Origin of the sequence: Micromonospora coxensis, from assembly GCF_900090295.1 — a bacterium.
Classification (GTDB): domain Bacteria; phylum Actinomycetota; class Actinomycetes; order Mycobacteriales; family Micromonosporaceae; genus Micromonospora; species Micromonospora coxensis.
The window spans coordinates 4,776,507-4,793,485 of sequence record NZ_LT607753.1 but is presented as its reverse complement, the minus strand read 5'-3'; the positions used below and the strand labels follow the sequence as shown (position 1 = coordinate 4,793,485).

At 74.2% G+C, this 16,979-nt stretch carries 14 protein-coding genes; 9 read left to right on the top strand and 5 right to left on the bottom strand.

What is annotated here, in order from left to right; translation table 11 throughout:
• Window positions 1-1,200 carry a glycosyltransferase family 4 protein gene (locus GA0070614_RS21895; protein WP_088977722.1) on the bottom strand — a complete coding sequence of 400 codons (1,200 nt, stop codon included), beginning with the start codon at window positions 1,198-1,200 and terminating at the stop codon, window positions 1-3.
• Window positions 1,187-2,347 carry a glycosyltransferase gene (locus GA0070614_RS21890; RefSeq protein ID WP_088977721.1) on the bottom strand — a complete coding sequence of 387 codons (1,161 nt, stop codon included), beginning with the start codon at window positions 2,345-2,347 and terminating at the stop codon, window positions 1,187-1,189. Before GA0070614_RS21890 ends, GA0070614_RS21895 begins: the two co-directional genes overlap by 14 nt.
• Before the next feature lie 280 nt (window positions 2,348-2,627).
• Here GA0070614_RS21890 and GA0070614_RS21885 point away from each other — a divergent pair, with 280 nt between their 5' ends.
• From GA0070614_RS21885 to GA0070614_RS21845, 9 genes are all read left to right on the top strand, one after another.
• On the top strand, window positions 2,628-3,896 hold the full coding sequence (locus GA0070614_RS21885; protein WP_088977720.1) for a DUF1800 domain-containing protein: 1,269 nt from the start codon (window positions 2,628-2,630) through the stop codon (window positions 3,894-3,896).
• Between the two features lies 1 nt (window position 3,897).
• Window positions 3,898-5,145 (top strand): DUF1501 domain-containing protein, encoded by a 1,248-nt coding sequence (locus tag GA0070614_RS21880; protein ID WP_088977719.1) that lies wholly within the window; start codon window positions 3,898-3,900, stop codon window positions 5,143-5,145.
• 99 nt (window positions 5,146-5,244) lie between these two features.
• A complete protein-coding gene (locus GA0070614_RS21875) occupies window positions 5,245-6,096 on the top strand; it encodes a MurR/RpiR family transcriptional regulator (RefSeq protein ID WP_088977718.1) in 852 nt (283 codons plus the stop codon).
• A 12-nt stretch (window positions 6,097-6,108) separates the two neighbouring features.
• Window positions 6,109-7,764, top strand: coding sequence for a urocanate hydratase (hutU, locus tag GA0070614_RS21870; protein ID WP_088977717.1), 1,656 nt, complete (start codon window positions 6,109-6,111; stop codon window positions 7,762-7,764).
• Between the two features lie 130 nt (window positions 7,765-7,894).
• Window positions 7,895-9,094, top strand: a complete 1,200-nt coding sequence (locus tag GA0070614_RS21865) for an allantoate amidohydrolase (RefSeq protein WP_088977716.1) — start codon at window positions 7,895-7,897, stop codon at window positions 9,092-9,094.
• Window positions 9,085-10,437 carry a formimidoylglutamate deiminase gene (locus tag GA0070614_RS21860; RefSeq protein ID WP_088977715.1) on the top strand — a complete coding sequence of 451 codons (1,353 nt, stop codon included), beginning with the start codon at window positions 9,085-9,087 and terminating at the stop codon, window positions 10,435-10,437. The genes GA0070614_RS21865 and GA0070614_RS21860 overlap by 10 nt, the downstream gene beginning before the upstream one ends.
• Before the next feature lie 23 nt (window positions 10,438-10,460).
• Window positions 10,461-11,708 (top strand): imidazolonepropionase, encoded by a 1,248-nt coding sequence (gene hutI / locus GA0070614_RS21855; protein ID WP_088979584.1) that lies wholly within the window; start codon window positions 10,461-10,463, stop codon window positions 11,706-11,708.
• Window positions 11,693-13,231, top strand: a complete 1,539-nt coding sequence (gene hutH, locus GA0070614_RS21850; RefSeq protein WP_088977714.1) for a histidine ammonia-lyase — start codon at window positions 11,693-11,695, stop codon at window positions 13,229-13,231. Before hutI ends, hutH begins: the two co-directional genes overlap by 16 nt.
• A 40-nt stretch (window positions 13,232-13,271) precedes the next feature.
• Window positions 13,272-14,486 (top strand): DUF6891 domain-containing protein, encoded by a 1,215-nt coding sequence (locus tag GA0070614_RS21845; protein ID WP_088977713.1) that lies wholly within the window; start codon window positions 13,272-13,274, stop codon window positions 14,484-14,486.
• Between the two features lie 61 nt (window positions 14,487-14,547).
• Here the strand turns inward: GA0070614_RS21845 and GA0070614_RS21840 are convergent, their stop codons facing one another.
• The 3 genes from GA0070614_RS21840 to rph form a co-directional block, all read right to left on the bottom strand.
• Window positions 14,548-15,468: an AEC family transporter gene (locus tag GA0070614_RS21840; protein WP_088977712.1), complete on the bottom strand. Its 921-nt coding sequence runs from the start codon at window positions 15,466-15,468 to the stop codon at window positions 14,548-14,550.
• Between the two features lie 145 nt (window positions 15,469-15,613).
• Window positions 15,614-16,228, bottom strand: coding sequence for an RdgB/HAM1 family non-canonical purine NTP pyrophosphatase (gene rdgB / locus GA0070614_RS21835; RefSeq protein WP_088977711.1), 615 nt, complete (start codon window positions 16,226-16,228; stop codon window positions 15,614-15,616).
• Entirely contained in the window at window positions 16,225-16,953 is a 729-nt protein-coding gene (gene rph / locus GA0070614_RS21830) for a ribonuclease PH (RefSeq protein WP_088977710.1), read from the bottom strand. Before rph ends, rdgB begins: the two co-directional genes overlap by 4 nt.
• Window positions 16,954-16,979 lie beyond the last annotated feature (26 nt).

Sequence of the window (16,979 nt, the reverse complement as noted above, 5' to 3'; positions counted from 1 at the left end):
TCACCGGCCTCCCCGCTCTGCCGACCGTCCGCTCGCCACGACCTCCCGGAAGAAGGCAGCGTGAGCCATCGCGCACTCGGTGTCGGAGAGGATGCCGGCGGTCCGAGCCGCCCCAGCGGCCAACTCCCACCGCATCTCACGGGAACCGGCCAGCTTCCGCATCGCGGCGGCGAGTGCCTCCGGCCGGTCCGGTGGTACGAGCAGACCGTTGACACCACTGCGGATCCACTCGCTCGGCCCGCCACCCTCGGTGGCGATCAGCGACTTTGCCCGGGCCAGCCCTTGCAGCACGGTCTGACCGAGTGGCTCGGGCTTGACCGACGCGTGCACCAGCACGTCGACGGAGTCGATGAAGCCTGCGACGTCGTCGACGTGCCCCGTGAACGTGACCTGCTCCGCGATGCCGAGGTCGGCGGCGAGCAAGCGCAACTCCTCCGCGTAGGCCGCCTCCTCGAACAGCGGGGCTCCCGCCAGCCGGGCGCGCACATCGGTGCCCCGGAAGCAGTCGGCGAAGGCACGCAGGAAGACGTGCTGACCCTTCCACCGTTGCAGGCGGCCGACCATGCCGATCACCCGGACCTCTGGCCGGACGTGGGGCTCGGTGACCCGGCTGTGCAGGCCGCTGGGGCTCTGCAGCACGGCGCGGGGCAGGCCGGCCGGCAGCCGGTCGGTGGCCGACTCGAGAGTGGTGTGCGAGTTGGCGATCACCCCGGCAGCGTGTGGGAGCGCCAGCCGGGTGAAGGCGGCGTACCCGAATCTGCCCAGACTCTCGGGGGTGACCAGGTCCCGCAAATGGACTACCACCGGCACGGGCCGTCCCTGCCTGGCCAGGGCGGCGATGATCGCGGCGGCGGCGGTGTTCGCGTGGACCAGGTCGGCCCGGTCGAACAGCGGGCTGCGCCGCAGGGCGCGGGCGGCCGCCCGCAGCGTCGCCAGGTAACGCGCGGCGAGCAGCGGGCTGCGGCTGCGGGTGCCGCCGACCGGGAGCTGTGGCAGTCGTTGCTCGACGGCCACCCCGTGACCGGGCAGTCCGTCGAACGCGTCCCCGCCCGGTGGACAGCACAGCCCTGCCTCCCAGGGCGGCCCGGCGGTGAGCATGCGGGCCAGCGCCAACTCCGCCCCGCCCCGGTGCCCGGTGTGGCTGACGTGCAGGATCCGTGCCGGTCGAGCCCTGCTGCCGTGCCCGTCAGCGGCACTCATCGTCGATCCACGCCGTCATCTCGGCCGCGAACCGGGCAGGGGAGAAGCCGGCGGCGTGGGCGGCGATCCGCGCCGCCGACAGCTCGCCGAGCCGTCGGAGCAGGGGTACGTGATCCGCCGGATCCGTGGAGTCCACCAGGAATCCGGTCTCGCCCTCCACCACGGTCTCCAACAGACCCCCGCGGCGCAGACCGACCACTGGCGTGCCGCAGGCCTGGGCCTCGACGGGGATCATGCCGAAGTCCTCGTGGACGGGGAAGAGCAGCGCGCGGGCGCCCCAGTACAGCTGCCGCAGCCGCTCCCGGTCCGGTCGCACCTCGAGGGTGACCGGAACGCCGGCACGCTCGGCGAGTCGGCGCAACTGCTGTTCCTCCGGCCCGGAACCTGCCAGCACGAGGGGCAGTCCGGCCGCATCCGCGATCGCCACGATCAGATCGAAGTTCTTGTACGGGATCCACCGTCCCACCCCGAGCAGGTAGTCGCGGGCCTGGGTCCGATCCGCAGCCGGCGCGGCGGCGAACCAGTCCACGTCCACCGGGGGGTTGATGACTACCGCGTCGCGTCCCCAGTAGCGGCGGATCCTTGCCCGCACCTCCTGGGAGTTGGCGGCATAGCCACGCACGTGGTCACTGAGCCGAACGTCGAGGCCCTGTAGAACCCGTCGCGGCACGTTCAGCAACGGGCTCGAACCTCGGCCGTCGAAGGCCGGACTCCAGATGTACCGGGCGGGAGCGTGCACGTAGCTCAGATGCGTGGTGACCTCTGGCGGGCCCAGCTTGACCGTGTGCGCGAAGGCATGGCTGGAGGAGATGACCACGTCGAAGCGCTGCCGGCTGAGGGTCCGCCAGACCAGTGGCATCATCGGCAGCGCGACGGCCTTGCTGTGTCGCAGGGGCGTGCGGGCCAACCACGACTCTCGCAGCCCGGGCTCGGTGGCGTCCCGGTCCTTCCAGAGCACGAACCGCTCGCCGTGCGGGACGAGGTCGGCGATGTGTCGGAAGACCTGCTCCGACCCACCGGTGGCGCCGAACCACTCGTGCACGAGAGCCACCGTCCGGCCCGCCAACGCCGTCGGCGAGGTGCCCGGCGCGGAGGGGTGCTCCGTGGTCCGTGGCGCGGCGGACTTCCGGAGGGCCTGCTCCGACATGACAACCCATCCATCCCCGTTGCGACCAGCATGCGGTGGTCGGTGACGCTCTCGCACCCGGCCAGAGCCGGAGGGCGCAGCATATCCGGTGGGAGCGGTTGTGTGGCCCCGGCGGGTGACCGAGGCTCCCCGGCCACTGGTCCGGCTACCGGCTGCGCTTCGGCGTCACGGCTCGGGGACGCCGCGCCGGCGGTCGGGGGGAGGCGACGGCATGCGCGTTCGCGGTCGTTGCACAAGGGACGGTCGCCGGGATGACGTCTCCATCGCCTATGGTTGAGCCATGTCCGGGGACGTCGCCTTGCTGCTGCGACGCGCCGGTTTCGGCCCGACCTCCGCGGAACTGGGAGCAGCGGCGAAGGCGGGCTACGCCGACACGGCCCTCACGCTGACAGCGCCGCCAGGGCCCGACATCGGGGCCACGAGCGCGTCGATGCCCCGGCTCGGTCCCGACCCGTACGCGGCCGACCCGAACCCGACCCCGGCGCGACGAGCGGCGGCGGACAAGGTCCGCGAGGAACAGGCCGAGCAGTTGACCCGGTGGTGGCTGGACCGGATGACGGTGGCCAATCACCAGGCGGTGGAGAAGCTGATCTTCTTCTGGCACGGGCACTGGGCGACGTCGATCCGCAAGGTGAAGAGCCCACAGCTGATGTTGGCTCAGCACAGGACCCTCCGCTCGGCCCGGGACTTCGGCGACATGGCCCGCCGAATGGTCGTCGATCCGGCGCTCGTCTACTGGCTCGACGGGCAACTCAACACACGGCAGGCTCCCAACGAGAACCTGGCGCGGGAACTGTGCGAGCTGTTCCTGCTCGGCATCGGGCACTACACGGAGGCCGACGTCAAGGCCGCCGGCCGGGCGCTGACCGGCTGGCGGCTCGACCTGAGGGCAGAGCGGATGGTCCTCGACCCGGACGCGCACGATCCCGGCCGCAAGACGATCCTCGGGGCGGAGTCGGACTTCACCGCCCGCAGTCTGGTCGACCTGCTGCTCCGGCAGCCGGCCTGTGCCGAGTTCATCGCCACCCGCCTGTGGTTCCGCTACGCCTCCTCCACCGAACCGATCCCGCCGGCGACCCGAGCCCGGATGGTCGCGGCGTTCCCCGCTCCGATGTCGATGCTGCGGGCGTTGTTCACCGACGACGCCTTCCGTGCCACCGCCGGCACCATGGTCAAGCAACCGATCGAGTGGATGGTGGGGGCCATGCGTCAGTTGGAGCTACGCCCGGCGAACATCCCACGGGCGATGCTGATCCAGTTGTGCGACGGCCTGGGCGGGCTCGGGCAGCGTCCCTTCGCCCCACCGAGCGTCGGCGGTTGGCCCGCCGGCGCCACCTGGCTCGTCTCGTCGTCGGCCCGGCTGAAGCTCAGTCTGGCCGGCAAGCTGGTCAGCCTGCTCGAGCCCGGCCGCCTCACCCCCGAGGACGTCGCGGCCATGCTCTGCGTCGACCGGTGGACCAACCGGACGTATGCCGTACTGCGGGAGGTGGGCAACCCCCGCATGTTGCTGACCCTGGGCCTGGTCAGCCCGGAATACGCGGTGACCTGAGATGGACGCCCTCACTCGCCGTCGGTTCCTGCTCGCCTCGGGCGTCACCGGTGCGGCCGCCCTGGCCACCGGGGGAAGCGCGCTGGCCTTCTCGGAACTGCTGCGCACCGCAGACCCGGCCACCGGCTCGGTCGGCGACACACTCGTCCTGGTCACCCTGTACGGCGGGAACGACGGTCTGAACACGGTCGTTCCGTACGCCGACCCCGCCTACCACGCGAGTCGTCCGGAACTGGCGTACCCGGCCGAGCGGGTCCTACCGCTGAACGACAGCCTGGGCCTGAACCCGGTGCTGACGGGGTTGAAGCGGCTCTGGGACGAGCGACGGCTGGCAGTCGTCCTGGGTGTCGGTTACCCCCGACCGGACCGCAGCCACTTCCGGTCCATGGACATCTGGCAGACCGGCTCCCCGAAGGCTCCGGCGACCACCGGCTGGGTGGGCCGATGGTTGGACGACAGGGACGCCCCCGTCGGCACGGCCGTCAGCTTCGAGCCGGTGTTGCCGCCGCTGCTGGTGGGCCGCCGACGGATCGGCTCCTGCGTCAGCTACCACGGGCTGGACCTGCCACCCTGGGCCGATGAGCGGCTGGTGGCGGCGCTCGGGCGGGTCGAACCGGGCGAACCGGAGATGCAGGCCAGGGCCGCGTCGGCGTTCGCCGACCTGCTCGAGATGGGCCGCGTCATCCGGGGCACCGACAAGATCACGACCAGCCCGGGGGCTGTCACCGAGCCGGTTGTCCCGGCGACGGGCACCGGCGGTGAGAGTGCGCTCAGCGCCCAGCTCGCCCTGGTGGCCCGCTGCGTGGAGGTCGGCGTTCCGACCAGGGTCTACTCGGTCAGCCTGGGTGGCTTCGACACCCACGCGGACGAACTCTCCACGCAGGAGCTCCTCCTCCGACAGCTCGACGGGGCGTTGTCGTCGTTCACGGCCAGGATGGCCCGGTCCGAAGCCGGGCGCCGGGTGACGATCGTCGTGTACAGCGAGTTCGGCCGCCGGGTACGCGCCAACGCGTCCGACGGCACCGACCACGGCACGGCCGGGCCCATGCTGGTCCTGGGCGGCCGAGTGGTGGGTGGACTCTACGGCGAGCAGCCGAGCCTGACCGATCTCGATCATGGCGACCTGAAGGCCACGACGGACTTCCGGGACGTCTTCGGCACCGCCCTCGCATCGGTGCTGAACGCCGATCCGAGCCGCTACTTCGACGGGTACGAGCCCCGCCCGCTGCCGTTCCTGCCCAACGGCTGAGCGTCTGGCCCGGTCGGGGCTTCCGTCGCATCCACGGCCCGCAGTGCCGCGGGTCGACGCACGGTTGCCTCTGAAAGTTTTCATGCATACAGTCACGGCATGAATGACGGAGCTGTCGCCGCACCCCCCGACCGGGTGCTCGACCTGTTCCACGGCGTCCGGCTCACCCCGACCCAGCGGCGTATCGCGCACTGCCTGGTGCAGCACGCCGCCGCCGCGTCGTACCTGTCGGCCGCCGAGGTCGCCGAGCTGGCCGGGGTGAGCCAGCCCTCGGTGACCCGGTTCGCCATGGCGCTCGGCCACGACGGTTACCCCGCGCTGCGCCGCCGCCTGCGCGAGCTGACCGCCGGCGCCGGCGCGGGCAGCGCCGACGAGGGCAACGAGCTGCAACGGGCGGTCCGGGCCGAGATGGCCAACCTCGACCGGCTCGCCGGGGAGCTGGCCGACCGGGAGCGGATCGCCGCCGCCGGGCGGCTGCTGGCGGCGAGCCGACCGCTGCCGGTGCTCGGGCTGCGCGCCGCCGCGCCGCTGGCCTCCTACTTCGCCTACTTCGCCGCGAAGGTGCACCCGGACGTGCGGGTGCTCGACGACGGCGGCAGCCTGCTCACCGACCGGCTGGAGCAGGCGGCGGCCGCCGGGGCGGGCGCGCTGCTGGCCTTCGTGCTGCCCCGCTACCCCCGGGAGACCTTCGAGGCGCTGCGGGAGGCCCGCGACGCCGGCCTCACCGTCGTCGCCATCACCGACTCCCCGGTCAGCCCCGCCACCGAGTACGCCGAGCTGGTGCTGCCGGCCGCCGTCGGCACCGGTCTCGTCTTCGACCTGCACACCGCCCCGATGGCCCTGGCCATGGTGGTCCTCCAGGCGATCTGCGACGCCTCACCGGCCGACACGCAGGCCCGCTTGGAGGCGTTCGAGTCGTCCGCCGCCCGTCGCCAGTTGTTCCTCGGCTGAGAGGAGTACGAGATGCACCAGCCCGTCCGCGCCGCCCGCGGCACCGCACGCACCGCGCAGGGGTGGCCGCAGGAGGCCGCCCTGCGGATGTTGATGAACAACCTCGACCCGGAGGTGGCCGAGCGCCCGGAGGACCTGGTCGTCTACGGCGGCACCGGTCGGGCCGCCCGGGACTGGCCGTCGTACCACGCGCTGGTGCGGACGCTGACCGGGCTGCGCGACGACGAGACGATGCTGGTGCAGTCCGGCCGCCCGGTCGGCGTGGTCCGGACCCACGAGTGGGCGCCCCGGGTGCTGCTGGCGAACTCGAACCTGGTCGGCGACTGGGCCACCTGGCCGGAGTTCCGCCGCCTGGAGCAGCTCGGCCTGACCATGTACGGGCAGATGACCGCCGGCTCGTGGATCTACATCGGCACCCAGGGCATCCTCCAGGGCACCTACGAGACGTTCGCGGCGGTGGCGGCGAAGCGGTTCGGCGGTTCGCTGGCCGGGACGCTGACGTTGACCGCCGGCTGCGGCGGGATGGGCGGGGCCCAGCCCCTGGCGGTCACCATGAACGACGGTGCCTGCCTGGTGGTGGACGTGGACCGGACCCGGCTGGACCGTCGGGTGCACGACCGCTACCTGGACGAGGTGGCCGACTCGCTGGACGACGCCGTCGACCGGGTGCTGGCGGCGAAGCGGGACCGACGGGCGCTGAGCGTCGGCGTGGTCGGCAACGCCGCCACGGTCTTCCCGGAGCTGCTGCGCCGGGGCGTGGAGATCGACGTGGTGACCGACCAGACCAGCGCGCACGACCCGCTGTCGTACCTGCCGGAGGGGGTGGACCTCGGCGACGCGCGGGACTATGCGGCGGCGAAGCCGGCCGAGTTCACCGACCGGGCCCGGGCGTCGATGGCGAAGCACGTCGAGGCGATGGTCGGCTTCCTGGACGCGGGCGCGGAGGTCTTCGACTACGGCAACTCGATCCGGGGCGAGGCGAAGCTCGGCGGGTACGAGCGGGCCTTCGACTTCCCCGGCTTCGTGCCGGCGTACATCCGGCCGTTGTTCTGCGAGGGCAAGGGCCCGTTCCGGTGGGCGGCGCTCTCCGGCGACCCGGCCGACATCGCCGCCACCGACCGGGCGATCCTCGACCTGTTCCCGGAGAACGAGTCGCTGGCCCGGTGGATCCGGATGGCCGGCGAGCGGGTCGCCTTCCAGGGCCTGCCGGCGCGGATCTGCTGGCTCGGCTACGGCGAGCGGGACCGGGCGGGGGTGCGGTTCAACGAGATGGTCGCCTCCGGTGAGCTGTCCGCGCCGGTGGTGATCGGCCGGGACCACCTGGACTGCGGCAGCGTGGCGAGCCCGTACCGGGAGACCGAGGCGATGGCCGACGGCTCCGACGCGATCGCCGACTGGCCGCTGCTCAACGCCCTGGTCAACACCGCCAGCGGGGCGTCGTGGGTCTCCATCCACCACGGCGGCGGGGTGGGCATCGGCCGGTCCATCCACGCCGGGCAGGTCTGTGTCGCCGACGGCACCGCCCTGGCCGGGCAGAAGATCGAGCGGGTGCTCACCAACGACCCGGCGATGGGGGTGATCCGGCACGTCGACGCCGGCTACGACGCCGCCCGCGAGGTCGCCGACCGGACCGGCGTGCGGGTGCCGATGGCGGAGGGGACGGCGTGAGCGCGGCGCGACCGGCCCCCGCGCCCGGCAGGAACGCCGCGAACAGCAGGAACGCCGCGAACGGCAGGAACGACGCCACCGGCAGGGACGCCAGGAGCGGCAGGAACACCGCGACCGGCAGGGGCGTGGCATGAGTGACCTGGCCGCCCGGTTCCGCGCGCTCTGGGACGAGATCGCCCCGGTGGGGCGGGACGCCGGCAGCGGCGGCTACCTGCGCTACGCCTTCGGCGACGCGGAGCTGCGGCTGCGGCAGTGGTTCCGGGAGCAGGCCGACCGGCGGGGCATGCCGGTGACCGCCGACGGCAACGGCAACCTCTTCGCCTGGTGGGGAGACCCGGCGGCCGGGGACGCGGTGCTCACCGGCAGCCACTTCGACTCGGTGCCGCACGGCGGGGCGTACGACGGGCCGCTCGGCATCGTCAACGCGTTCCTCGCGGTGGACGAGCTGCGGGCGGCCGGCGTCGCCCCGGTCCGGTCGGTGGCGGTGGCCGCGTTCGTGGAGGAGGAGGGGGCCCGGTTCGGCGTACCCTGCCTGGGGTCACGGCTGCTCACCGGTGAGATCGCGGTGGACCGCGCGGCCGGGCTGCGCGACGCGGCCGGGGTGAGCTTCGCCGAGGCGCTCGGCGACCGGCCGGCGGGGGCCGACCCGGGTCTGACCGGCCGCTTCACGGCCTTCGTGGAGCTGCACGTCGAGCAGGGCCGGGCGCTTGTCGACGCGGACGCGCCGGTCGCGGTGGCGAGCGCGATCTGGCCGCACGGCCGCTGGCGGTTCGACTTCCACGGCGAGGGCAACCACGCGGGTACGACCCGGATGGCCGACCGCCGCGATCCGATGCTGACGTACGCCTTCACGGTGCTCGCGGCGAACAAGGAGGCCCGGCTGCGTGGCGCGCACGCCACGGTCGGCCGGGTCGCCGTCGAGCCGAACGCCACCAACGCGATCCCGTCGAAGGTCACCGGCTGGCTCGACGCCCGGGCCGCGGAGCCGGACACGCTGCGCGGCCTGGTCGAGGCGGTGCACGCCAAGGCCGCCGAGCGGGCGCGGCGCGACGGCACCGGGCTGACCCTGACCGAGGAGTCGGCGACGCCGCTGGTGGCGTTCGACGGCGGCCTCGCCGGCCGGCTGGCCGCGTTGCTCGACGCGCCGGTGCTGCCCACCGGGGCGGGGCACGACGCCGGGGTGCTCGCCGCCCACCTGCCCACCGCGATGCTCTTCGTCCGCAACCCGACCGGGGTGTCGCACTCCCCCGCCGAGTCCGCCACCGACGCCGACTGCGCCGCCGGGGTGAGCGCGCTGGCCCGGGTGCTGGAGGAGCTGGCATGCCGATGAGATGGCTGGCCGAGTACGCCTGGCTGCCGGCGCACGCCGAGCCGACGCCGGACGTGCTGATCGAGACCGACGGCGGGCGGATCACCGCCGTCGCGCCGCTGACCGCCGGCCGGCCCACCGCCGGGGTCCAGGTGCTGGACGACGCGGTACGGCTGCCCGGGCTCACCCTGCCGGGGCTGGCCAACGCCCACTCGCACGCCTTCCACCGGGCGCTGCGCGGGCGTACCCACGGCGGTCGGGGTGACTTCTGGACCTGGCGGGAGGTCATGTACGACGTGGCGGGGCGGCTCGACCCGGACTCGTACCTGGCCCTGGCCCGGGCCGCGTACGCCGAGATGGCCCTGGCCGGGGTGACCTGCGTCGGCGAGTTCCACTACCTGCACCACGGCCCGGACGGCACCCGGTACGACGACCCGAACGCGATGTCGGCCGCGCTGGTGGAGGCCGCCGCGCACGCCGGCATCCGGCTCACCCTGCTCGACACCTGCTACCTGACCGCCTCGGTGGACGGCGATCCGCTGGCCGGGCCGCAGCGGCGCTTCGGTGACGGGGACGCGCTGCGCTGGGCCGACCGGGTGGGCGCGTTCACGCCGGAGAACGACCACGCCCGGGTCGGCGCGGCGATCCACTCGGTGCGCGCGGTGCCGGCCGGTCAGCTCGCCACGGTCGCCGGCTGGGCGCACCGGCAGGGCGCGCCGCTGCACGTACACCTGTCGGAGCAGCCGGCCGAGAACGACGCCTGTCGGGCGGTGCACGGAGTCAGCCCGACCCGGCTGCTGGCCGACCGGGGGGTGCTCGGGCGGCACACCACCGCCGTGCACGCCACCCACCCGACCGCCGCGGACGTGGCGCTGCTCGGGGAGAGCCGCACCGGGGTCTGCCTCTGCCCCACCACGGAACGGGACCTGGCCGACGGGATCGGCCCGGCCCGGCGGATGGCCGAGGCGGGCAGCCCGCTGAGCCTGGGCAGCGACAGCCACGCCGTGGTGGACCTCTTCGAGGAGGCCCGCGCGGTGGAACTGGACGAGCGGCTGCGTACCCGCCGGCGCGGGCACTTCCGCGCCGACGAACTGCTCACCGCGGCGACCCGCGCCGGGCACGCCGCGCTGGGCTGGGGCGACGCCGGTGAACTCGCCGTCGGGATGCGCGCCGACCTGGTCACCGTACGGCTCGACTCCGCCCGTACCGCCGGGGTGCCGCCGGTGGGGGTGTTCTTCGCGGCCACCGCCGCCGACGTCGACCACGTCGTGGTGGACGGCCGGGTGGTGGTGCGCGACGGCCGGCACCTGACGGTGGACGTCCCGGTCGAGTTGCGCGACGCGATCGAGGCGGTGACCTCGTGAGCCCGGACGCCTGGTCGCACCGGGTGGCACGGCCCGGACCCGGCGGGCGTCCGGCGCCCCGCGCCACCGGCAGCCTGCTGGTGGACAACATCGGGGAGCTGGTCACCAACTCCCCCGCCGGCGTCGGCCCGCTGGGTCTGCGCCGGGACGTCGCGCTGCTGGTGGAGGACGGTGAGGTCGCCTGGGTCGGGCCGGCCCGGGACGCCCCGGCCGCCGACCGGCGCATCGACGCCGAGGGCGCGGCGGTGCTGCCCGGCTTCGTGGACAGCCACGCCCACCTCGTCTTCGCCGGGGACCGGGCCGCCGAGTTCGCCGCCCGGATGGCCGGTGAGCCGTACACCGGGGGCGGGATCCGCACCACGGTCGGCGCCACCCGCGCGGCCTCCGACGACGAGCTGCGGGCCACCGTGCGCCGGCTGCGCGGGGAGGCGATGCGGCAGGGCACCACCACCATCGAGATCAAGAGCGGGTACGGCCTCACCGTCGCCGACGAGGCCCGCTCGCTGCGGATCGCCGCCGAGTTCAGCGACGACACCACCTTCCTCGGCGCGCACGTCGTCCCCGCCGAGTACGCCGACCGCCCCGACGACTACGTGGGCGTGGTGTGCGGGCCGATGCTGGCCGCCGCCGCCCCGTACGCCCGCTGGATCGACGTGTTCTGCGAGCGGGGCGCGTTCGACGTCGACCACGCCCGGGCGATCCTGGCCTGCGGGCAGGCCGTCGGGCTGGGCGTACGGGTGCACGCCAACCAGCTCGGCCCCGGCCCGGGCGTGCAGCTCGGGGTGGAGCTGGGCGCGGCCAGCGTCGACCACTGCACCCACCTGAGCGACGCCGACGTCGACGCCCTCGCCTCGACCACCGTGGACCGGACCTCGGGCGCGGAGACGACGACCGTCGCCACGCTGCTGCCCGGCGCCGAGTTCTCCACCCGGTCGCCGTACCCGGACGCGCGGCGGCTGCTCGACGCGGGGGTGACCGTGGCGCTGGCCACGGACTGCAATCCCGGGTCGTCGTACACCTCGTCGATGCCGTTCTGCATCGCGCTCGCCGTCCGCGAGATGCGGATGACCCCGGCGGAGGCGGTCCGGGCCGCCACCGCCGGCGGGGCGGCGGCGCTGCGCCGCCGCGACGTCGGCCGGCTGGAGCCCGGCGCCCGGGCCGACCTGATGATCCTCGACGCGCCGTCCCACCTGCACCTGGCCTACCGGCCGGGTGTCCCACTGATCCGCCAGGTTCTGCACAACGGAGTGCCGCAATGTCGACCGTCATGATCCAACCCACCGGGATCTCCCCCGCCGACGTGCTCGCCGTGGCCCGCGGCGCCGCCAAGGTCGTCCTCGACCCGGCGGCCGTCGAGGCCATGGTGGCCAGCCGGTCCATCGTGGACGGCATCGAGGCCGCCGGCCGGCCCGTGTACGGCGTCTCCACCGGCTTCGGGGCGCTGGCCAACACGTTCGTCGCCCCCGGGCGGCGGGCCGAACTCCAGCACGCGCTGATCCGCTCGCACGCCGCCGGGGTGGGCGCGCCGATGCCCCGCGAGGTGGTCCGGGCGATGATGCTGCTGCGGGTACGCTCGCTGGCCCTCGGCCGCTCCGGGGTCCGCCCGCTGGTCGCCGAGGCCCTGGTCGACCTGCTCAACCATCAGGTCACCCCGTGGGTGCCGGAGCACGGCTCACTCGGCGCCTCGGGCGACCTGGCGCCGCTGGCGCACTGCGCGTTGGTGCTGCTCGGCGAGGGTTGGGTGCTCGGCCCGGCCGGTGAGCGTGTCCCCGCCGCCGAGGCGCTGCGCCGGGTCGGGCTCGCCCCGATCGAACTGGCCGCGAAGGAAGGGCTCGCGCTGATCAACGGCACCGACGGCATGCTCGGCATGCTGCTGCTGGCGATCCACGACGCCCGGCACCTGTTCACCATGGCCGACGTGACCGCCGCCCTCGCGATCGAGGCGATGCTCGGCTCGGAACGGCCGTTCCTGCCGGAGCTGCACGCCATCCGGCCGCACCCCGGCCAGGCCGCGTCGGCGGCGAACATCCACCGGCTGCTGCAGGACTCCCGGGTGATGGACTCGCACCGCGACGACCTGGCCCACGCCGTGCAGGACGCGTACTCGATGCGCTGCGCGCCGCAGGTGGCCGGCGCGGCCCGGGACACCCTCGACTTCGCCGCGACCGTCGCCGGGCGGGAGCTGCTGTCGGTGGTCGACAACCCGGTGGTGCTGCCGGACGGACGGGTCGAGTCGACCGGCAACTTCCACGGCGCGCCGCTCGGCTTCGCCGCCGACTACCTGGCCATCGCCGCCGCGGAGGTGGGCGCGATCGCCGAGCGACGGGTCGACCGGCTGCTCGACGTGGCCCGCAACCGGGACTTGCCGGCGTTCCTCTCCCCCGACGCCGGGGTCAACTCCGGCCTGATGATCGCCCAGTACACGGCGGCCGGGATCGTCGCGGAGAACCGCCGGCTGGCCGCGCCCGCCTCGGTCGACTCGCTGCCCACCAGCGGCATGCAGGAGGACCACGTCTCGATGGGCTGGGCGGCGACCAAGAAGCTGCGCACCGTGCTGGACAACCTGACCACGGTGCTCGCGGTGGAGCTGCTGTCCGCCGTACGCGGGTTGCAGCTGCGCGCGCCGCTGGTGCCGTCCCCGGCCGGGCGGGCCGCCGTGGCGGCGCTGGGCGGCGCCGCCGGGGAGCCCGGGCCGGACGTCTTCCTCGCCCCGGTGATGGAGGCCGCCCGGACGGTGCTGGCCGGTCCGGAGCTGCGGGCCGCCATCGAGCGGGAGGTGGGCCCGCTCGCCTGACGGGTGCCCGTGTCGGTCGTGGCTGTTACCGTCCGCAGCCGTGAATGGAGATCACGAACAGCTGGTCGGGATCGTTCGGGAGCACGTCCGGCTGCACGTCGCCCTCGCGGAGCAGCCGGCCGCCGCGATCGTCGCCGCCACGGTGGAGCACCTGGGCGACGAGGACGATCCGGAGCGGGTCGAGGCGACCGCCTGGCCCGTCGTGGTCGAGGAGCTGACCGCCCACCTCACCGCGCAGACGGGGTGGCCGGAGTCGACCGACAGCGACCGGCTCACCGCCGCGTTCCGGGCGCTCGACGCCGTTGGCATCGTGGCCCGGGAGAACTTCGCCTGCTGCCAGAACTGCGGGCTCGGCGAGATCGGCGCGGAGGTGCCGCAGGGCCGCGGCGTCCGGGGTTACGCCTTCTACCACCAGCAGGACGCCGAGCACGCGGTGGAGGGCGACGCCCTGCACGTGGCGTACGGGTCGTTCGAGGGGCCGCCGACTGTCGAGCTCGGCGAGGAGGTGGCAGCAGCACTGCGGGCCGAGGGCCTGACGGTGGACTGGGCCGGGGACCCGAACACCCGGATCCGGGTGCCCATGTCCTGGCGACGTCGCCGGGTCGGCCGGCTCGCCGCGCTGCCCGCCACGGTTCGCGACGACCTCGCCGTGGACGTGGAGGTGCTCGACGGATGGCGCGGCCTGCACGCGCCGGCCGACGGCCCGACGTCGGCCGCCCGTCTCGCAGGTCTGCACCTGCCGTGGCTGCCGGCCGGCGCCCGGCTCCGTCTGACCCACGCAGCCGCCTCCGTGGTCGTCCGGCGGGAGGGGGACGCCCTCGTCGGCGCGTACCGGGACGGCGGCGAGGCGCGCGTGGGCCGGTACGACGGCGTGGAGCTGACGCGCCGGCTGGTCGACCTGCCGGATGGCGGCGACCGGATCCCCGGGCCGGCGGGCTTCCTGGAGGTGACCTGCCAGCACTCGGCGGGCTTCGAGGAGGACGTGCCGCTGGACACGGCCGAGACGCTGCACCTGCTGCGCCGGATGCGCCCGCTCAGTCGGGACTTCCTCACCTGCGTCGGCCGCTCGGGTGACTGCGTGCAGACGGCCTGGGAACCGGACGGCCTCTGGGTGGAGCGCCTGGACACCTCGACGGCCACGTCCGTCGGACGGTACGCCACCCTGGCCGAGGTCGAACGGGTGCTCACCGTCCTCGCCGGCGAGGACAGGTCGATCGTCGACGAGTTGGGCGGCCTGGAGACCCGCCGCTGGTGACCGACCGGACGGCGGAGGATGGCGACCCTCGACACGGACGGCGACGAGCCGTGTCCGGCGCTCAGCTGCCGAGCAGCGCCACGCCGAGCAGCACCGGCACCGCCACCACGGTGGACAGCAGCACCGCGTCCCGGGCCAGCACCACGCCCCGGCCGTAGCGGACCGCGTAGACGAAGACGTTCTGCGCGGTCGGCAGCGCGGCGGTGACGGTGCAGGCCAGCACGAGCGGGTGCGGCAGCGCCAGGGCGAACCGGGCGATCAGGTACGCGACGGTGGGCTGGGCGACGGTCTTGAGCAGCACCGCCAGCCGGACGTCCGGGCCGGTGTCGCCCGAGCCGGGCATCGGCGCCCCGTGCAGCGACAGCCCGTACGCGAGCAGGGCGGCGGGCACGGCCATCGCGGCCACCAGTTCGACCGGCCGCAGCACCGCCTCCGGCGGGTACCAGCCGGTCAGGTTGACCGCCACGCCCAGGGCGCAGGCGACGGTGACCGGATTGCCCAGTGGCCGGGTCACCGCCCGCAGCGGCGGCATCCGCCCGCCGGTGCTCGTCTCCAGCACGGCGAAGGCCAGCGGCGCCATCACCACCAGCTGGAACATCAGCACGGGCGCGACGATCGAGGCGTCGCCGAGGACGTACACGGCGACCGGGATGCCGATGTTCGCCGCGTTCACGTACGACGAGGCGAGCACCCCGATGGTGGTCTCGGCGGCGGAGCGGCGCCACCGCAGGCGCACCACGAGCACGAAGACGGTCGCCACGACGGCGGTGCTGAGCACCGTCACGAGCAGGGCGGACGAGACGGCCGCGAGCACGTCGGCCCGCGCCACGGTGGTGAACAGCAGCGCCGGGGTGGCCACGAAGAACGCCACCCGGGACAGCACCGTCGACGCCTGCGGGCCGAGGACGTCGCGCCGGCCGAGCAGCCAGCCGACGGCGACCACGGCCCCGATGACGGCGAAGCCCGTCAGGACACCCGGCACGTCGTCCCTCTTCTCCACCGTGCCCCGACGACCCGCCCCGACCGACTGCGCGGTCCGGGGGGGGACGTCGTCCTCGTCCGGCCGCCGCAGGGACCGGAGCCGCCGGCCGTCCCCGTCCCGTCGGTGTCGGCGTGGCCGGTGCCGGTCAGGCCGGCGGGAGCACCTTGGCGACCAGCTTCGCCAGCTCGCGCAGCGCCTTGCCGCGGTGGCTGATCGCGTCCTTCTCCTCCGGCGTCAGCTCCGCGTTGGTCCGGTCCTGGCCGTCACCGAGGAAGATCGGGTCGTAGCCGAAGCCGCCCTCGCCGCGCGGCGCGCGCAGCAGCCGGCCGCTCTGCCGGCCGTCCACCAGGTGCTCCTTGCCGCCGGGCAGCACCAGCGCGACGGTGCAGACGAAGGACGCCTTGCGGTGCTCGTCGGGCAGGTCGGCGATCTGGTCCAGGACGAGCTGGAGGTTGGCCTTGTCGTCGCCGTGGCTGCCGGCCCAGCGGGCGCTGAACACGCCCGGCATGCCGTTGAGCGCGTCGACGGCGATGCCGGAGTCGTCGGCGATGGTCGGCAGGCCGGTGCGCCGGCAGCCCTCCCGCGCCTTGATCAACGCGTTCTCGCCGAAGGTCAGGCCGGTCTCCGGCAGCTCCGGGTACTCCTCGACGTCGTCCAGCCCGACCAGGGCGATCCGGTGCGCGCCGAGCGCGCCGTCGAGGATCCGCTGCAGCTCGATGAGCTTCTTGCGGTTACGGGTGGCGAGCAGGACCTTGTTCATGATGCCAGTGCCTTCCGCTGTGCCTCGGCCAGTTCCACACAGCCCGCCAGGCCCAGGTCGAGCAGCGCGTCCAGCTGCCCCCGGGAGAAGACGCCGTCCTCCCCCGTCCCCTGCACCTCGACGAACTCGCCGGCGCCGGTGCAGACCACGTTCATGTCCACCTCGGCGGCGACGTCCTCCTCGTAGTTCAGGTCCAGCCGCGCCTCGCCGGCGATGACGCCGACGCTGACCGCGGCCACCGACCGGTGCATGACCTTCTCCGGCTTGCCGGCCAGCGCCTTGCGGGCGGCCAGCCAGGTCACCGCGTCGTGCAGGGCGACGTACGCGCCGGTGATCGCCGCCGTACGGGTGCCGCCGTCGGCCTGGAGCACGTCGCAGTCGAGCACGATCGAGTTCTCGCCGAGCGCCTTCAGGTCGATGCCGGCCCGCAGGCTGCGCCCGATCAGGCGGGAGATCTCGTGGGTACGCCCGCCGACCTTGCCGCGCACGCTCTCCCGGTCGGAGCGGGTGTTGGTGGCCCGGGGCAGCATCGCGTACTCGGCGGTCACCCACCCGAGCCCGGATCCCTTGCGCCAGCGGGGCACCCCCTCGGTGACGCTGGCCGTGCAGAGCACCCGGGTGCCGCCGAACTCGACGAGCACCGAGCCCTCCGGGTGGGTGCTCCAGCCACGGGTGAGGGTGACCGGTCGGAGTTGGTCGGGCAGCCGCCCGTCAGGTCGCGCCATCCCTGCACCTTATGCGGTGCCGTGAA

Coding starts and splice junctions, on each gene's coding strand:
- GA0070614_RS21895 (WP_088977722.1), bottom strand. CDS start 1,200: ATGAGTGCCGCTGACGGGCACGGCAGCAGGGCTCGACCGGCACGGATC.
- GA0070614_RS21890 (WP_088977721.1), bottom strand. CDS start 2,347: ATGTCGGAGCAGGCCCTCCGGAAGTCCGCCGCGCCACGGACCACGGAG.
- GA0070614_RS21885 (WP_088977720.1), top strand. CDS start 2,628: ATGTCCGGGGACGTCGCCTTGCTGCTGCGACGCGCCGGTTTCGGCCCG.
- GA0070614_RS21880 (WP_088977719.1), top strand. CDS start 3,898: ATGGACGCCCTCACTCGCCGTCGGTTCCTGCTCGCCTCGGGCGTCACC.
- GA0070614_RS21875 (WP_088977718.1), top strand. CDS start 5,245: ATGAATGACGGAGCTGTCGCCGCACCCCCCGACCGGGTGCTCGACCTG.
- hutU (WP_088977717.1), top strand. CDS start 6,109: ATGCACCAGCCCGTCCGCGCCGCCCGCGGCACCGCACGCACCGCGCAG.
- GA0070614_RS21865 (WP_088977716.1), top strand. CDS start 7,895: ATGAGTGACCTGGCCGCCCGGTTCCGCGCGCTCTGGGACGAGATCGCC.
- GA0070614_RS21860 (WP_088977715.1), top strand. CDS start 9,085: ATGCCGATGAGATGGCTGGCCGAGTACGCCTGGCTGCCGGCGCACGCC.
- hutH (WP_088977714.1), top strand. CDS start 11,693: ATGTCGACCGTCATGATCCAACCCACCGGGATCTCCCCCGCCGACGTG.
- rdgB (WP_088977711.1), bottom strand. CDS start 16,228: ATGAACAAGGTCCTGCTCGCCACCCGTAACCGCAAGAAGCTCATCGAG.
- rph (WP_088977710.1), bottom strand. CDS start 16,953: ATGGCGCGACCTGACGGGCGGCTGCCCGACCAACTCCGACCGGTCACC.